The organism is Ruegeria sp. AN11 (assembly GCF_056536005.1).
In genome coordinates, this window is sequence record NZ_JBQFJD010000002.1 from 258,968 (window position 1) to 274,994 (window position 16,027).

The window sequence follows — 16,027 nt, forward strand, 5'->3', positions numbered from 1 at the left end:
ACTTCACCGTTGACTGAATAATGAATTCATAATTAACTTTTGCCAATAGGTAATTGCGCCACTGTTTCGGCGCCAGCGGAAGGATCAGTTCAGATGCGCCAGGCGGGCAGACATTTTTTGCAAATCCCAGGGCCAAGTGCCGTGCCGGAACGCATCCTGAAGGCCATAAGCATGCAGACCATCGATCACCGGGGGCCAGATTTTGCAGAAGTAGGCCACAAAGCCCTCGCTGGGATGAAAACAATTTTCAAGACAGAACAAAACGTCTTTATCTACCCTTCATCCGGTACAGGCGCGTGGGAAGCTGCGCTTGTGAACACAGTGTCGCCGGGCGGAAATGTTCTCATGTACGAAACAGGACATTTCGCATTCATGTGGTGCAACTTGGCTGAAAAAATTGGGTTACAGCCAGAGTTGATTGAAGGGGATTGGCGTGGCGGTGCGGACCCCAATCAGATAGAAGACCGCTTGCGCGCGGACAGTCAGCACGAGATCAAGGCGGTATGCGTCGTCCACAATGAAACCTCTACCGGGTCAGTCTCGCCTATTGAGGAAGTGCGCAGGGCAATAGACACGGCGAAACACCCTGCCCTTCTTTTGGTTGATTCAATCTCTGGCCTTGCATCGATCGATCTTAGGTTCGACGAATGGGGCGTAGATGTCTGTGTCTCCGGTTCGCAAAAAGGGATGATGCTACCGCCGGGTCTCAGCTTCAACGCTGTGAGCGATCGTGCTCTGGAACATTCAAAATCCGTGACCATGCCACGCAGCTATTGGAATTGGCAGGATATGGTCGAGCCGAACCAGAAAGGGTTCTTCCCTTATACCCCTGGCACCAATCTTATCTATGGATTGAATGAGGCCATCGATATGTTGCACGAGGAGGGGCTGGAGAACGTATTCGCTCGTCATGCCCGCCACGGAGCCGCGACTCGAGCTGCCGTGCAAGCATGGGGGCTTGAGGTATTGTGTGCCCGCCAAGGTCAGGAGTCAGGCGTACTGACCGCTGTCAAAGTGCCTGAGGGACATTCTGCTGATGCCTTTCGTGCGACGGCGCTGGAGCACTATGATATCTCACTCGGAAATGGTCTATCCAAAGTAGCCGACAAGGTATTCCGAATAGGTCACTTGGGCGATTTCAACGACCTGATGTTGATGGGCACACTCTCAGGCGTAGAAATGGGACTCGCCAAAAGCGGCGTGCCGCACACTACAGGCGGTACTCAGGCTGCATTGGAGTATCTCAAGGCCGCGTAACGCCGGACAGAGTCTCCAAAAACTCAACCAGGTCTGCAATCTCCTGCTCGGATAAATTCAGTTCAGAGAGTATGGCTTCGCCATCGGCGTGAAGCCTTTCTATATCAATTTCGTTATAGTGTCGGACCACGGCGTCCAGATCATCCAGGCTGCCGTCATGCATGTAGGGGGCGGTTTCGGCCACACCTCGAAGGCTGGGCGTACGAAAGGTTCCAAAATCGGAATGGCTCCTTCGTACATTTCGGACCGCCCACGCGCCTTGCTTTTCCGGATCGTCAGTCCAGTCTCCGTCCAATGTGTAAGGGCTGGAGAGCAAGAAGTTCAGCCCTCCGAACCGGCCATCGTCAACTTCGGTTTCACTCAGAAAATATGGCACGCCCGCGTCGTGGAATTCGTTGTTGGAAAATCTCGGGCCATTATGGCAGAACGCGCAATTCCCGCGCCCCAAGAAGAGCTGAAGCCCTCGCTGGGCAGCTTCGGGGTAGTTCGCAGCCTCTGCCAGATCGCTGCGCTCCAACGCGTCGCGAAAATCGTCAAATTGTGTCCGCTCGGTTACCAGCGTTTCCAGATAAGCCGATAGGGCTTTGGCAATGTTTACCAAGACCTGCTCTGTGTCTTGGCTTTGAACATCGCCAAAAATGACCTCAAAATCTTCAATGTACGTACTCTCGGAAATGGCTCTCATTAGGCTTTCTTTGCTGTGCGCCATCTCTTGTTCTTCAATGATCGGATGCAAGCTGGCAGCCCACAGATTATCGCTCTTTCCGCCCCACCCGTACCATCGCAGACCTGCCAGATTTCGCAGAGATGGCGTATTCCGATCCAAAATCACGCGACCGAATGTTCGTGCCTCGGAGTTGGTGAGTGCCTGCTCGGGGTCGTGACAACTTGCACAGGCAAATGCACCATCAATCGACAACACCGGATGGTCGAAAAGCGCTGCGCCCAGCGCAATCGCTCGGGGATCGTTTGAAACCTTGTTGCTTGGATCAGGTTGGAATGATGGTGGCCACGGCCCAAAGGACAGCGTTTGTTGGATTTCGTCTTCTGACAATAGGACTTCTGCACGCACCGAACTCGTCAGTAAGACTAGCGCAGCTGTCACCCACAACTTCATTTCAGCGCAATGTCAAAGGTGTAGGATACCGATTGCCCGTTGTATTCGACGTCCACTTGAAGCTCCCACATTCCCGGCATGTGAAACAGCATATCATCAATACGGAACACACCGTCGCCTTTTGCAGTGACGACTGGAAGGTAGTTCATCCCGTGTTGGTGAGCAGGCATGATTGCATCGACGCGCATATCACTCACGGCAATTTCGCTGCACACAGTGAGGAGTATTGAAAACGGTTGAGCCAACGGAATTTCGTTGACAGTCACATGCACAGCAGGCGCGTTCTGAATTTCCGAACCCATCCGTTGCCCGGTCGCCTCACAAGCGACGGCAGCGCCGGAAGATACCAGAAACCAGACGAGCCAGCGGATCATTTTGTTGCCAGCAATCGTTCTGCGTTGGCATAGGCAATGTTGTCCGCTATCTGGTCTGGAAGCAAATCCAGCCATTCGCGTGAAAAATCTGCATGCGGGCCGACGTAATACCAGCGCTCCGGCGCAAATGTATCGGTACCGACCATAAACCGATCAGGATGCGCTTCGAACGCAGCTTGCCAATCCGGATCGACACGGCCCCGCGAGACCATGTCGGAACGGAACGCCAGATCGGCCCAAAGCCGGGGATACGCATTCAAAGCGTCGACAACCTTTCCTGGATCGTCAAAGCCAGAATGTGCCCACAGTACCCGAGCTTCAGGCCAGGTTTCGAAGATCAGGTCAACTGCCTCTCGATCGCCGTGGTGGTGTAGAATGAGGTTCCGCTCTTTCGCCAGTGCAATCATGCGCTGGATAACCGGCGTCTTAATGTCGTCTCCGTAAGCGTGAAACTCGCCGATGGCTTCGTAGTCGTTCTTGGCCAGATTTGCTTCCAAATAGTCGATTACGGTTTCATCGTACATCCAGGTGTTGATTTCACCGCGACGCCGGTAAGGGCGCAGTGCCGGAACAACGATATCTGGTGCTGCGGCCAACAACAGCTGAGTACCATTGTCATCCGAGCTGGAAACCAGGGCTTTCCGCACGCCTGCATCCCGCAGGATTTTGGCCACTTGTTCGGGCGGAACCAGTTTCACGGCATCATGGCTATAGTGAATATGTGCATCGAAAATCGGTCGCTCATCGGCGATGGCCACTCCACTGACTAGCGCTGCACATACAATAAATATGTATTTTAGCACTTCAAGCATCCTCCATAGCGTTCAGTCCCGAGCAAGCGTGACGTCGAAATTCACGTGCAGGTAAGGTTCAGTGATCCTACCAGAAAGTGCCATGTCATCGGGAAATTCCGAAGCTGGTCGTTCAACATACGTCATCACCAGATCGTCTCGAACACCAAAGACCGTATCCTGATCCAGATAGGGATCGTCGTCCGGAAAAATCTCGGTCACGAGTGAGCGATAGCCGGGGGCTTTGACGATAAAGTGCAGGTGTGAGGGCCTCCACGGATGGCGACCGCAAGCACGCAGAATATCGCCAACTGGCCCGTCAGACGGCACAGTGTATTCAACTGGCTTTACTGTGGTGAACGCGTATCTGCCATCGTCACCAACTGTCATCAACCCGTGGAAAGAGTAGGTGTCCTGTTCTTCATCCTGACTGGCGTAGAGGCCGTTGGGTGCCGTTTGCCAGATGTCGAGTTCTGCTCCTGCAATTGGATTGCCCGCTGTGTCTCGAATGATGCCTTCAGCAAGCAGAACCGGCCCGCCGTAGTGTCGTTTCATATCCCCACCCATGGGCAGCGGAGGTGCGCCGGATACATGAAACGGGCCCAACACCGACGAACTTGTTGCGTCTGGACTTGAATGCAGCATGTCCACCAAAGAAGACAGGCCCAGGACGTCCGACGCCAGCACAAACTCGTGCCGGTCCTCGGTTTCCACAGCGGCACAGCCCTCGAGAAACGCAATCCCAGCTCGCCATTCGTCATGCGTCAGGTTGGTTTCGCGCGCGAAGTCATGAAGGTGTTTGACAAGTGACCCCATGATTTCGCGCATCCGCGGATCGGTGTCCTTGGACAGGTATCCCATGAACACGTCGGTGATATTATCTTTGGTGACAGAGCGCATCTGTGCCTCCTTAAATCAGGGCAAGGCTGAGGATCGGGAACTCGATCAGAATAAACAGAACGATCAGCATCACGAACGCAAAGGGAAGTGCGCCCATGAACACATCCTTGAGCGATATTCGGTCATCGTTGATCGTCGATTTGATGACGAAGCAAGATATGCCCAAAGGCGGGGTCAAAAGCCCGATTTCGGCGCCGACCACAGTGATAATGCCAAACCAGATCAACGACATGTCCAGGGCTTCGGCCATAGGCAGGAACAGCGGGACGACGATCAGAATGATGGACGCTGTATCGAGCAAAGTTCCCAGAAAAAGCATCAAGAGAACGTAGAGCAGCATGATCGACCAAAAGGACGCGGAATTTCCCGCGAGCAAATCCTGCAACTGATTGGGCAGCCCGGCCAGCCCCAGCATGCGACTATAGATCGAAGCCGCCGTAATCAGGAACAAGATCGCCGCTGTAATGTGACCGGTTTCCAGCAACGCGTCCCAGAACGCTCTTGGTGTCATGGACTTGCGTACGACTGCGATCACGAGCGCAACCAGAGCCCCGGCGGCACCCGCCTCGACAGCGGTTAGCCATCCTGTGTAAATGCCACCGAGCACTACCGTGATAATGAACAATGTGGGCAGGGTCTTGGATGCGATCTCGCGCCCGGACATCCATTCGGTGTCTTCGACGACCCGGCCGCCCACAAATGCAGGTGTAAAACGGCCCATCAACCAGATCGCGCCCACATAAGCTATTGCCAGCATGATACCGGGTATTACTCCCGCCAGAAACATGTCCCCTACGGACTGTTCGGCGACAAAGGAATAGATGATCAGCATCGCCGAGGGTGGAATAATCATCCCCAAAACCGACGACCCGGCCACAACCCCAACCGCAAAACGTGGATTATATGCCTGCGCCATCATCTGCGGGACCGAGACCTTGGTGAACACTGATGCGGACGCAATGGACGACCCGGTAACGGCCGCAAACACAGCATTTGCTCCGACGGTCGCCATTCCGATACCGCCTTTGACCTTGCGAAATCGCATGGTCATGACCTCGTAAATATCCCTCCCTAGTCCCGCTTTTGAAACGATGAGGCCCATAAAGGTAAACAGCGGGATTGTCGCGAAACTGTATTCCATCGCGCTGTCGCCCACCGCAACCTTCAGCAGGTTGAGCGCAAGCGTGAAGTTGTCCCGCATCAGCCAGATCGACACGAAGGAGACCACGCCCAAAGCAATCGGAATGTAGACGCCCGCGTAAATCAGAAAGACTATGGCAACGACCGAGATCAGGCCAATCTCAATCGGCGTCATTCTGCGGCCTCGTCATGCTCTGGGGTGCGAATAAGTTGCGGGCGGTCCTGCGCCGTGACGACCTTGAGCAGGAAGATCACGCAGGCAAGCGCAGTACCGCACGCGATGACCAGTTTGACCGGCCACCAAGGCAATGTGAAAAGACCGGGCACTCCGAAGTAGTCCTGTGTTTCCCACATGTGAAGAAATTCTGGGAAGGTTACATAGGCGATCAAGGCCATGAAGATTGCCGAAATGGCGTTGATGATGCGCCTCAGGTTGGCTGTCAGACCGGGGCGACGATGGTGTAGCAGGTTCAGAAACCCATCTGAGCGCGTCAATCGATCCACTCTGACAACGTCGGCCAGCTGCAGGAACACGATCATCACGACCGAGAATTGCACCATCTCGTAGGTTCCGCGCATTGGGGCCGAAAACAGGCCCCGCGCAATGACGTCAACATTCAGAATGACCACCAACGCTAGGACGACAAGCGTACCCAATGCGTTGGCGGCGATAGCAAGCGAATTGGCGACCCGCGACAGGACGGCAACTGCGGTCTTCAGCATGTCTGGCCCCTTTCTCGGGTCGCCGAACGATTATTCGGCCGTCCAGTCCCGCACACCAGTGAAACCAGCATCCTGAAGCTTGCCGAGATAAGCGGCCAGCATATCTGTGCCCTGCTCGCCGTTCTCATTCAGCGTTGCAGCCCATTCCTGCGCAACATTGGGCATCGCATTTGCCCACGCAGCGCGGTCTTCGTCCGAGATTTCAATGATCGATCCGCCAGCTTCTACAAATGCATCTCGCGACGCAGCGGCTCGATCCATTGCAATACCTGCCACGTGGTCACGGTAGTCGATAGCCACGGCCTGTAGTACTTCTTTGACCTCATCGGGCAGACTCGCCCAGTAGTCGGCATTGACGGTGACTGTTTTTGTATTCACCGCACCAAGGTCTGCCTTCAACATGTAAGGGGCCACTTCGACGATTTTGAACGTCTTGGAAGCTTCCGGCCAAATCATTACGCAATCGACAAGGCCGGTTTGAACCATGTTGTAGAAATCAGTGAGGCCTCCGCGTACGCCCGCCGCGTCCTTGATACCCTCGAGATAGCGCAAGTTCAGGCCGGCACCCGCGATCTTGCGTCCTTCAAGATCTGCAACTTTCTCGACCGGCTCTGAGCAGAACATCTGATATGTGTCGAGCACAACACCCGTCGCCAGATAAACCTGATTTTGCGCAGCAAACTCATTCTGCATAGCCGGGTATTCTCGCGCGATTTCGTCAACTGCCTTGGCCACTGCACGAGCATCCGACGCGACGAATGGTGTCGAGCCCGAGATCCCCTGGCTGGGCAGCTTGGACGAATGGAAGATGGTTGTGACGATGCCAATGTCGCCCAAACCCAACTGTACACCTTCCAGAACACCTTTGGGTTTTACAATAGAACCGCCATAGTTCTCCTGCCAGTTCATCTTGTAATTGCCGGACTCTGCCAACCGCTTATCCACTTCAGGAATAAAGAAGTTTGTGAATTCTTTCACCCACAAGGCCCGGTCTGGGTAACCATCAATTACGACAGCTGAAATGGTCTCTTCCGCTGCGACTGACAGTGCCATAGTGCTTGCCACGGCAACACCCAGTAGACTGCACTTGGTCCAGTTTTTCATTATCTCTCCTCCCAGAAAGTTTGATCTTGTTGCCCTTTATTTGTTCGCCTTGAACCCCGGCAGTCAGTCCTTTCCACACCAACGGATTTGCGCAGCATTGCGACGGCAAAGTACGTGGCCGATTGGCCGCCCACTTGCGTCATTTCCTCATGCATAAGAACAAACCCTGTCGAACGGAAATCGCGGCAGTTTGTGAAACAAACCCGTTTCATCGGCGTAACCTAGATTGCACAGAAAGTTCGATTTGAGGGTGGTTCCTGCAAAGAACTCCTCGTCGACAATCTTGTTCGAAAAGCCTGACATGGCACCAACGTCCAACCCAACGGCCCGTGCCGCGATCATGAAGTAGGCGCCCTGAAGCGTACCATTGCGAAACGCCGTATCGGCCACGTAATCGGGATTATTTTCGAACAACGGCCGGCGATCTTCGTGTGGGAAAAGGAAGGGCAGTTCCTTCCAGAACTCCATGTCGTGGGCAATTATGGCCGTGACTGGCGCGCCCATCATCTTTGGCACGTTCTTTGGCTTCAAAGACTTGGCAAGCCGCTTTTTGCCCTCGGCACTTTTCACGAAAATGAACCGCGCAGGCAGTGTATTCATACTGGTCGCGCCGCTGATCGTGATGTCGTAAATCTCTTCAAGCAACGCGTCGGAAACCGGCTTGTTTGTCCACGCATAGTGCGACCGGGACTCGCGCAGAATCAAGGCGATTGCGTCATCCGACAGACGAGGAATTCGCGCGCGCAGTTCGCGATGATCTTGCTGCGCCTTGGCGCGAAGTGCCTCCAGCTCTGCCCCGGTCGGTGCGCTCATTCTGCTGCCACCTTTGACCTGTTGTCTTTTTCGTCCACGATCGGGCTGGAACAGACGCCGATACCTTCGATCTCGACTTCAACGGTTTCGCCCGGCTTCAGCCAGCGAGGTTCGGGTTTTTTGGCGTGGCCCACGCCCGGCGGTGTTCCCAATGCAACCAGATCTCCCGGTTCCAGGGTCATGAATTCCGAAATTGTCGCGATCACCTGGCGGACACCCCAGATCATGTTGGCGGTATTCGAACTTTGAAGAACCTCATCGCCAACGCGGCTTTCGATCTTGAGGCCCGAAGCGCCTTCAGGCAACTCATCCTGAGTCACGGTGAAGGGGCCAATTGCGCCCGTTTCGTCAAAGTTCTTACCCGGTGTCCACTGAACCGTTTTGCGCTGATAGTCCCGCACCGAACCATCGTTGAAAACGGTATAACCAAACACATGATCCAGCGCCTTTTCTTCCGAGATATGGCGACCGCGTTTCCCAACGATCAGCATCAATTCCGCTTCATAATCGAAATGCTCGGAAGCCGCCGGTCGCACCATGGGTTTGCCAGCCGCCATGATTGAGTTCTTTCCGCGCATGAATAGCGTGGGGTACTCGGGAATGTCGTATCCACCTTCTTTGATATGGTCGGTATAGTTCAATCCCATGCAAACAATGGTGCCGGGGGCGGCCACCGGCAATGCCGGCGTGATAGTCGAGACTGGCACAGGCACCGCTGCTGAGATTTTATCGGCCAGTGAGTCGCTCAAACCAGGATCGGCAATCAACCCCATCAGATCTGTGCCGACACCAGAGTCCAAAGCCGTTAAATTTACTGCTTTTTCGCCGTTCACGGCAAACACCGCGGTACCTTCCAAAGTCTCTCCCACTAGGTATTTCATTTTCGTCATCCATATCAGTTTGCTTGATTTTTGCCGATTATTTTGCCATATGTCAATTAATATCGATTTTATTGGAGGGCGCAGATGGTTGCCTGGGCAGACTACAAATCAGAAGCACAGAGCCGCGGCGCACTTGCTTTGGAGCTTTACGTTGCACACAGCACGCCTGCCAAAGCGCCCGAAGACGTGAAGGCGTCACTTCCTGATCACCTGGCATATCAGGCGCAGCTTGAACGTTCGGGTCAGCTGGCTTTTGCCGGACCAATGTCGGATGAAACCGGTGAGCATATGCAGGGAATGGGCCTGATCATCTACCGCGCCGACAGCCTTGAGGCCGCTCGAAATCTAGCCGAGGACGACCCGATGCATAAAAGCGGTGCGCGCAGTTTTGTTCTTCGGCGCTGGATGATCAACGAAGGCTCACTGAACCTGACAGTCGGTCTATAGACCGGAACAAGCGCCCTCAGTTAAAAGCACTTCAAAGATTGCGCATTCAAAGAGGAAAAGTCGGATATGGACGTCATGCTTGATACCGAGGGCAAAGAGAAATCAGCCACTCATGGTGCGTATCGACGGCTGCGCGATATGATCCTCACAGGCGAGTTGCCGCCCGGACAGAAGCTCAAGATCGAACAACTCCGTGGCCTTCTGGATACGGGCGCAAGCCCGGTTCGGGAGGCGCTTAGCCTCCTGACGTCTGACATGCTGGTCGAACGGATTGATCAGCGCGGATTTCGGGCGGCGCCAGTCAGCAAATCCAACTTCGAGGAAATACTGTCGCTCCGATGCAACCTCGAGGAAACAGCGCTGCGCGCTTCCATCGCTAATGCAGATGGAGCTTGGGAGGACAGGCTTGTTTTGCGGCATCACCATATGAAAAAGGCCAGTCAAAAAAGTGCACCAGACTTCGAAGACGCCCACAAAGTGTTTCATATGGCCTTGTTGGAAAATGCAAAACTGCCGTTGCTGCTACGGTATTGCTCGCAGCTTTATGACCTCAACATTCGCTATCGTTATCTGGCGGCGGGAGGGCCCAGTTACAAAAAGCGCGATATCGCTGCCGAACACCAGCAAATCCTGGATGCCGCACTCAACCACGATGCAGACAGCGCGACCCGGCACTTGCTCAACCACTACCGCCGAACGGGTGAGTACCTGAGCAGTCAGATGGAGTCCTGAAATGCAGCGGAACTGGTTTCTGGGCGATCTGCTGAATCAGCTGTTCGATCGTCCCGGCAAAAAGCGCGGCAACGATGACTATCGATCCATTGCAGAGCTTTGTGAGGCCTTGTTGTCCGCCGAAGGCGAAGTATCGGGCTTCACCCTCGCCTCCACAATTCTTGATCGCTACCAGACCCTGGAAGACCCCGAGAAATTGGAGTTTTTCGCCTATTTGAATGACCAACTTGAGCTGGACGCGGATCAGCTTACCGAAGTGGCAAGCCTCTATGCCAACGACAGAAGTGTCAATTTATATCAAAAGCTTAGCGAAGTCGTGGAACCCAAACGGCAAGAGTTGTTGCGCCGATTGAACCAACCATCTGGCGCGACACAAGAACTCGTAGCAATGCGCGTTGACCTATTGCGCTTTCTTAAATCCAACCCCGAGCTCAAACGAACAGATATTGATTTCGTTCATTTGCTGAGAAGTTGGTTCAATCGGGGCTTTCTTGTCCTCAAACAAATCAGTTGGGATACCCCTGCCCGCGTTTTGGACAAGATCGTTGCCTACGAAGCGGTCCATCAAATCAACGATCTGGATGATCTGCGACGCAGGCTCTACCCGCCGGATCGTCGTTGCTTTGCATTCTTCCATCCTTCGATGCCAGATGAGCCGCTGATTTTTGTCGAAGTTGCTCTGACGGCTGAAGTTCCAGACGCAATCGATGCGCTTTTGTCCGAAGATCGGGAACCGATCGAAACTGAACAAGCGAAAGTCGCGGCGTTCTACTCTATCTCGAATTGCCAGAAAGGTTTAACCGGTATCAGCTTTGGCAATCTGTTGATCAAACAGGTTGTAACTGAGCTGTCGCGAGAACTTGAGGGGCTTGATACATTTGTGACCTTGTCGCCGATACCGGGACTGAACCGTTGGCTAGAGGGCGAAACAGACAATCCTGAGCACGGCCACGCCGCCGAGGCCGTACTTGCGGCAACAACCTCGCCGCAAGATTTGCGCGCAATGGCCGCCCGGTACCTGTTGTTCGCCAAGCGCGAGGATGGGATGCCGTTGGATCCCGTGGCCCGCTTTCACCTCGGAAACGGTGCCGAGTTGCACGAGTTGCACGCCGAAGCCGATTTGTCACCGAACGGACGATCACAATCCGGCGGTGCGATGGTGAACTACCTGTACGATTTAAACAAAACAGAACGTCATCACGAAGAGTTCGCGACACATGCGACGATCGAAGCCTCGCGTTCTGTTCGCGCGGCCTCAACCGCTGCGCTTGCGACCAAGCCAAGGGAAAATACAGCGTGACCAACACTCTATACGACAGCCTGTTTGCCCGGCATGAGGGCAACGAGGCTCCGTTCCTGCAACTCGACGATGACCAGATTGTGTCCTATGACGCGTTTTTGAAGCGCACCGCGCAGGTCGCGCATGTTTTGCAAAACAACGGCGTTTCACCAGGCGATCGCATCGTTGTGCAAGCGCCCAAGTTGGCCGATACGATTGCCCTCTACGCCGCTTCGGTACAGGCAGGTGCAGTCTATCTGCCGCTTAACACTGCCTACACTTTGGCAGAGTTGGACTATTTCATCTCTGATGCCCAACCTTCGATGATCGTTTGCGATAGCAGAGACGAAATTGAAGTCGGAAAATTGGCGGCTCGGTCTGGGGCAAAGCTGCGGACACTCGGCGGCGTTTACCCTAGCCTGAGCAGCGAGGCCGACGCGCAGCCCTGCGTATTCGAAACCGTGGATCGCGCTCCGGACGATCTTGCCGCGTTGCTCTACACATCAGGCACCACAGGCCGTTCCAAAGGCGCAATGCTGAGCCATCAAAACCTATTGTCCAACGCCCAAGCTCTTGTTGGTCTGTGGGGTATCACAAACGACGATCGCTTGGTTCACGCGCTGCCGATCTTTCACACGCACGGGCTTTTCGTGGCGATGAATACGTCACTACTCGCCGGTGCCAGAGTTCGCCTTATGCAAAAGTTCGACCTCGGCGCCATCCTGGATGAATTGCCCAAGTCGACCCTTTTGATGGGGGTTCCCACTTTCTATACCAGACTGTTGGCAGACGACCGGTTCACAAAAGAGATCACAGGGAACATGCGCCTGTTCGTCTCGGGCTCTGCCCCCCTGCTTGCCGAAACCCATCAGGCATTCGAAATGCGCACCGGCCACCGAATACTTGAGCGCTATGGCATGACCGAGACAAACATGAACACCTCTAACCCCTATAGTGGCGAACGTCGCGCGGGAACTGTTGGCATGGCACTGCCCGGCATCGAGGTGATCGTCACACATACGAAAACCGGAGAACCACTTCCCCCGGGCGAAGTTGGAATGATCGAAGTCCGCGGCCCCAACGTGTTCAAAGGCTATTGGCAGATGCCCGAGAAAACCGCCGAAGAGTTACGAGAGAACGGGTTCTTCATCACCGGGGACTTGGGCCAATTCAGCGAGGACAGCTATCTATCGATTGTGGGGCGGTCGAAAGACCTGATCATTACCGGTGGTTACAACGTGTATCCCAAAGAAATTGAAGAGATCCTGAACGACATCGACGGTGTTCTGGAATCGGCGGTTTTCGGCGTCCCCGACAACGATTTTGGCGAAGCAATCATCGCCGCTCTGGTTATTGAGCCAAGCGTAAAACTTGAAGCGGATCAGATTGCTGAGACCATCAGGGACAAGCTGTCGCGCTTCAAACATCCGCGCCGCTACGAATTCGTCTCGGAATTGCCGCGAAACACTATGGGAAAAGTTCAAAAGAACGTGCTGCGCGAACGGTACGCGGACATGGAACTGTCGCCGGCAGAATCTTAGTAAGCCCATCCAGACGCTCAATCAAATCAAGACTTTCAGATCGGATACTACCCTCCCCTTCAGACTGCCAAACTCATTAGGAGATCCATAATGACCCGCATGACGGCAAAAGACTTCGACCAGGAACTTCTGGACCTGTACGACTTTTACGCGCACGGCAAGATTACCAAGCGCCAATTCCTGGATCGCGCAGGCAAGTTCGCGGTCGGCGGCGTGACTGCGGTCGCGCTGCTGAACATGCTCAGCCCGAACTACGCGATGGCTCAGCAAGTGTCGTTCAACGATCCCGATATCCACGCGGACTACACCACCTATCCTTCACCGAATGGAACCGGTGATGTCCGAGGGTATCTTGTCCGGCCCGCTGGCGTTGAAGAGCCCCTACCTGGGGTGTTGGTGATCCACGAAAACCGCGGTTTGAATCCTTACATCGAGGATGTGGCGCGCAGGTTGGCAAAAGCCGGATTTATGGCGTTGGCCCCCGACGGTCTGACATCGGTTGGCGGCTACCCGGGCAACGACGCCGATGGGCGCGAGTTGCAAAAGACAGTGGACCGTGTCGAGTTGATGAACGATTTCTTCAATGGGTTTGAATACCTGTTGAACCGAGATGACAGCACCGGAAAGGTCGGCGCAGTGGGTTTCTGCTATGGCGGCGGTGTAGTCAGTGCAATTGCCGTGGCCTACCCAGAACTGGCCGCAGGCGTGCCGTTCTATGGTCGCCAGCCAGCAGCTGAGGATGTTGCCAAAATTCAGGCGCCGCTACTGATTCAAATGGGAGAGCTTGATGAGCGCATCAACGAAGGCTGGCCGGATTTTGAGGCTGCTCTGCAGGCCAACGACAAAGTATACGAGGCATATATATACGAAAACGCCAACCACGGTTTTCATAACGACAGTACGCCACGCTATGATGAGGAAATGGCAAACCTAGCATGGGACCGCACAATTGATTGGTTCAACACCTATCTGAAGTAATTGGTACAAGCTACCAAGCCAGTCATGCGTTGATATCTTTTCGTTGAAATCCTCGCCCCATCTTGGCCAAGACCTTAGAAGCTACAGTAACTTGAACTTCGCAGTTAGAGATTCTGCGACAAGGTCTTGGCCCGCAATCCCTACTATTGGATGTTTTTATGGTTTCGAAACCATGGACGGATATTGTCGAAGCGGTTTTAGATGAAGCGATTCATCGTTAAGTGTTCAGCTCATCTGCGGGTTAAACGTAATATCACTTTTATGCCGCTGATATCAGCCATTGATAACGCGTTCGGAGAAGGCAGCTAGGTGACCGAAATGACCTATGTAGTGTTTTTTGATCAATGCCAGGTTTTTGATGGAGGTACCCCTTCAGTTCTCTTCCAATGTCGGCCGGAATTTTAACCACTCACAGCGGACGGGACCGGAATATTTTGGACAACTACGACCGTTTCTATGCGTAGTTAGCCGTTCCTTTGGTTCTCTTCGGCATCCCGAAACCGCCGCGCGAGATAATCCACAAACGCGCGCGTTTTTGGTGCCAGATTCCTCCGTTCGGCAAACATTACGACAATATCCGTGCTGGGAGGTGCATACTCCGGCATGACATGGACAAGTTCGCCAGAGAGAAATTTCCTGTTTGCCATATAGCAGGGCAGCCGTGCGATGCCGATACCAGCCAGAGCGGCTCTAAAGACGACATCGGTGCTGTTCCCCTCAAAGCTGCCCGTTGCTTCAAACTTTTCGCCTGCGTTCGGTTCGATGCTGTTCCAAGCGTTCCGTTGGCTTCTCCCAGCAACTCTCAAGCAATTGTGCTCAGCCAGTTCGGCAAAATTCGACGGTGTTCCACAACGCTCAAGGTATTCAGGTGAGGCACATAGTACCCTTCGACTCTGCATAACGCGCCTAATCACCATATCTGGATTCTTCCGTTGTTCCGCAAAGCAGATCGCCGCGTCGAACCCTTCGCTCCGAAGATCAATTTCTCGGTCGGTCAGATTTAAAGACATTTCTACCTCTGGGTTCTCTTTCATGAACTCTGGGAGGGCAGGAATCAGTTGGGACTTACCGAATGCAACAGTGGATGCGATCCTGAGTTCTCCGCGTGGGACACCGTCAAAGCTGTGGATCATCGCTTTGGCTTCATTGAATTTGTCAGCCATCTCTTTGCATTTTTCATAGAAATCTTGGCCTTCCCGCGTTGGAGAGACACCCGTTCTGGTACGATTCAGAAGGCGGTAGTGCACCTGATCTTCAAGTAACCCGATCTGCTTACTTACTGCTGATGGGGTCTGCCCCATTGATCTTGCAGCCGCAGAAATACTGCCCTGCTCGACAACCGTCGCAAAGATTAGCATTTGCGCAGAAATGTCCATGTCATAACCTTTGCTGTTCCAATATGGCATGGGGCCTTTGCCAAAATGGCGAGTTGTGAGCGCTACCAAATGCCCTTATCTCTGCATTGCAGCATAAATACTGCATTGCAGCAATGGACGAGGCAATATCATGGCAATTACTCGATCAAACAGCGCGCTGGATGTCGTTTTCGAAGCTGGCCGCACGTTCTTTCATCAAAAGCTGGACACGATACGCAAGGCACGGGCCAAACGCAGGGTTTATCGCGAAACTTGTTATGAACTCTCGGTGCTATCTGACCGTGACTTAATAGATTTGGGCATTCCGCGCAGTAGCATCAAAAGACTTGCTATGGAGGCTGCATATGGCTGCTAACACCCAAACGGCTGGTACAGATCGTGGTCACGCCATTGCCCTATCAATCAGCTTCTTGGCGTGGATCAGATCCACGGCAAAAGCTGCCTTGAAAGCACTGAAATTGGCCCGGATGCTCTCTGCGCTTTCAAATATGAGCGATTACCAACTCTCTCAGATCGGAATTTCGCGATCTGAGATCCCGGAATATGCCGGAAAATTGATGGCTGACGAATAGGT

Annotated in this window: 18 protein-coding genes; 8 read left to right on the forward strand and 10 right to left on the reverse strand. The window is 53.8% G+C overall.

Annotated elements, in window-relative coordinates; translation table 11 throughout:
• Positions 1-93 precede the first annotated feature (93 nt).
• The gene (locus ACR3EQ_RS21115; protein WP_170494810.1) at positions 94-1,257 is read left to right on the forward strand and encodes a pyridoxal-phosphate-dependent aminotransferase family protein; all 1,164 of its coding nucleotides are present in this window, start codon (positions 94-96) and stop codon (positions 1,255-1,257) included.
• Here the strand turns inward: ACR3EQ_RS21115 and ACR3EQ_RS21120 are convergent.
• The 9 genes from ACR3EQ_RS21120 to ACR3EQ_RS21160 form a co-directional block, all read right to left on the reverse strand.
• A complete protein-coding gene (locus tag ACR3EQ_RS21120; protein ID WP_170816909.1) occupies positions 1,244-2,329 on the reverse strand; it encodes a cytochrome c peroxidase in 1,086 nt (361 codons plus the stop codon). The genes ACR3EQ_RS21115 and ACR3EQ_RS21120 overlap by 14 nt on opposite strands.
• 41 nt (positions 2,330-2,370) lie before the next feature.
• Positions 2,371-2,748: a hypothetical protein gene (locus tag ACR3EQ_RS21125; protein ID WP_170611089.1), complete on the reverse strand. Its 378-nt coding sequence runs from the start codon at positions 2,746-2,748 to the stop codon at positions 2,371-2,373.
• Entirely contained in the window at positions 2,745-3,551 is an 807-nt protein-coding gene (locus ACR3EQ_RS21130) for an amidohydrolase family protein (RefSeq protein WP_170611091.1), read from the reverse strand. The genes ACR3EQ_RS21125 and ACR3EQ_RS21130 overlap by 4 nt, the downstream gene beginning before the upstream one ends.
• 21 nt (positions 3,552-3,572) lie before the next feature.
• Complete coding sequence (locus ACR3EQ_RS21135) at positions 3,573-4,439, reverse strand: dioxygenase family protein (RefSeq protein WP_170611094.1); 867 nt, start codon at positions 4,437-4,439, stop codon at positions 3,573-3,575.
• 10 nt (positions 4,440-4,449) lie between these two features.
• Positions 4,450-5,754, reverse strand: a complete 1,305-nt coding sequence (locus tag ACR3EQ_RS21140) for a TRAP transporter large permease (protein ID WP_010437378.1) — start codon at positions 5,752-5,754, stop codon at positions 4,450-4,452.
• Entirely contained in the window at positions 5,751-6,302 is a 552-nt protein-coding gene (locus tag ACR3EQ_RS21145) for a TRAP transporter small permease subunit (RefSeq protein ID WP_170611098.1), read from the reverse strand. The genes ACR3EQ_RS21140 and ACR3EQ_RS21145 overlap by 4 nt, the downstream gene beginning before the upstream one ends.
• A gap of 30 nt (positions 6,303-6,332) precedes the next feature.
• Positions 6,333-7,406, reverse strand: a complete 1,074-nt coding sequence (locus ACR3EQ_RS21150) for a C4-dicarboxylate TRAP transporter substrate-binding protein (protein ID WP_170611101.1) — start codon at positions 7,404-7,406, stop codon at positions 6,333-6,335.
• A 147-nt stretch (positions 7,407-7,553) separates the two neighbouring features.
• A complete protein-coding gene (locus ACR3EQ_RS21155; RefSeq protein ID WP_170611104.1) occupies positions 7,554-8,219 on the reverse strand; it encodes a malonic semialdehyde reductase in 666 nt (221 codons plus the stop codon).
• On the reverse strand, positions 8,216-9,100 hold the full coding sequence (locus ACR3EQ_RS21160; protein WP_480492000.1) for a fumarylacetoacetate hydrolase family protein: 885 nt from the start codon (positions 9,098-9,100) through the stop codon (positions 8,216-8,218). Before ACR3EQ_RS21160 ends, ACR3EQ_RS21155 begins: the two co-directional genes overlap by 4 nt.
• Positions 9,101-9,184: 84 nt before the next feature.
• On the opposite strand from ACR3EQ_RS21160, the gene ACR3EQ_RS21165 reads away from it, so the two are divergent.
• The 5 genes from ACR3EQ_RS21165 (at position 9,185) to yghX (ending at position 14,077) form a co-directional block, all read left to right on the forward strand.
• Positions 9,185-9,547, forward strand: coding sequence for a YciI family protein (locus tag ACR3EQ_RS21165; protein WP_170611109.1), 363 nt, complete (start codon positions 9,185-9,187; stop codon positions 9,545-9,547).
• Between the two features lie 66 nt (positions 9,548-9,613).
• A complete protein-coding gene (locus tag ACR3EQ_RS21170; RefSeq protein WP_170611112.1) occupies positions 9,614-10,279 on the forward strand; it encodes a GntR family transcriptional regulator in 666 nt (221 codons plus the stop codon).
• Between the two features lies 1 nt (position 10,280).
• Positions 10,281-11,579: a malonyl-CoA decarboxylase gene (locus ACR3EQ_RS21175; protein WP_170611115.1), complete on the forward strand. Its 1,299-nt coding sequence runs from the start codon at positions 10,281-10,283 to the stop codon at positions 11,577-11,579.
• Positions 11,576-13,099 carry a malonate--CoA ligase gene (locus ACR3EQ_RS21180; RefSeq protein WP_170611118.1) on the forward strand — a complete coding sequence of 508 codons (1,524 nt, stop codon included), beginning with the start codon at positions 11,576-11,578 and terminating at the stop codon, positions 13,097-13,099. Before ACR3EQ_RS21175 ends, ACR3EQ_RS21180 begins: the two co-directional genes overlap by 4 nt.
• A 90-nt stretch (positions 13,100-13,189) precedes the next feature.
• On the forward strand, positions 13,190-14,077 hold the full coding sequence (gene yghX / locus ACR3EQ_RS21185) for a YghX family hydrolase (RefSeq protein ID WP_480492002.1): 888 nt from the start codon (positions 13,190-13,192) through the stop codon (positions 14,075-14,077).
• Positions 14,078-14,541: 464 nt separating this feature from the next.
• On the opposite strand, the gene ACR3EQ_RS21190 is transcribed toward yghX, so the two are convergent.
• Positions 14,542-15,483 carry a LysR family transcriptional regulator gene (locus ACR3EQ_RS21190; protein WP_480442350.1) on the reverse strand — a complete coding sequence of 314 codons (942 nt, stop codon included), beginning with the start codon at positions 15,481-15,483 and terminating at the stop codon, positions 14,542-14,544.
• Positions 15,484-15,583: 100 nt separating this feature from the next.
• On the opposite strand from ACR3EQ_RS21190, the gene ACR3EQ_RS21195 reads away from it, so the two are divergent.
• A complete protein-coding gene (locus ACR3EQ_RS21195; protein WP_170611124.1) occupies positions 15,584-15,808 on the forward strand; it encodes a DUF1127 domain-containing protein in 225 nt (74 codons plus the stop codon).
• Positions 15,798-16,025, forward strand: a complete 228-nt coding sequence (locus ACR3EQ_RS21200) for a DUF1127 domain-containing protein (protein WP_170611126.1) — start codon at positions 15,798-15,800, stop codon at positions 16,023-16,025. The genes ACR3EQ_RS21195 and ACR3EQ_RS21200 overlap by 11 nt, the downstream gene beginning before the upstream one ends.
• Positions 16,026-16,027 lie beyond the last annotated feature (2 nt).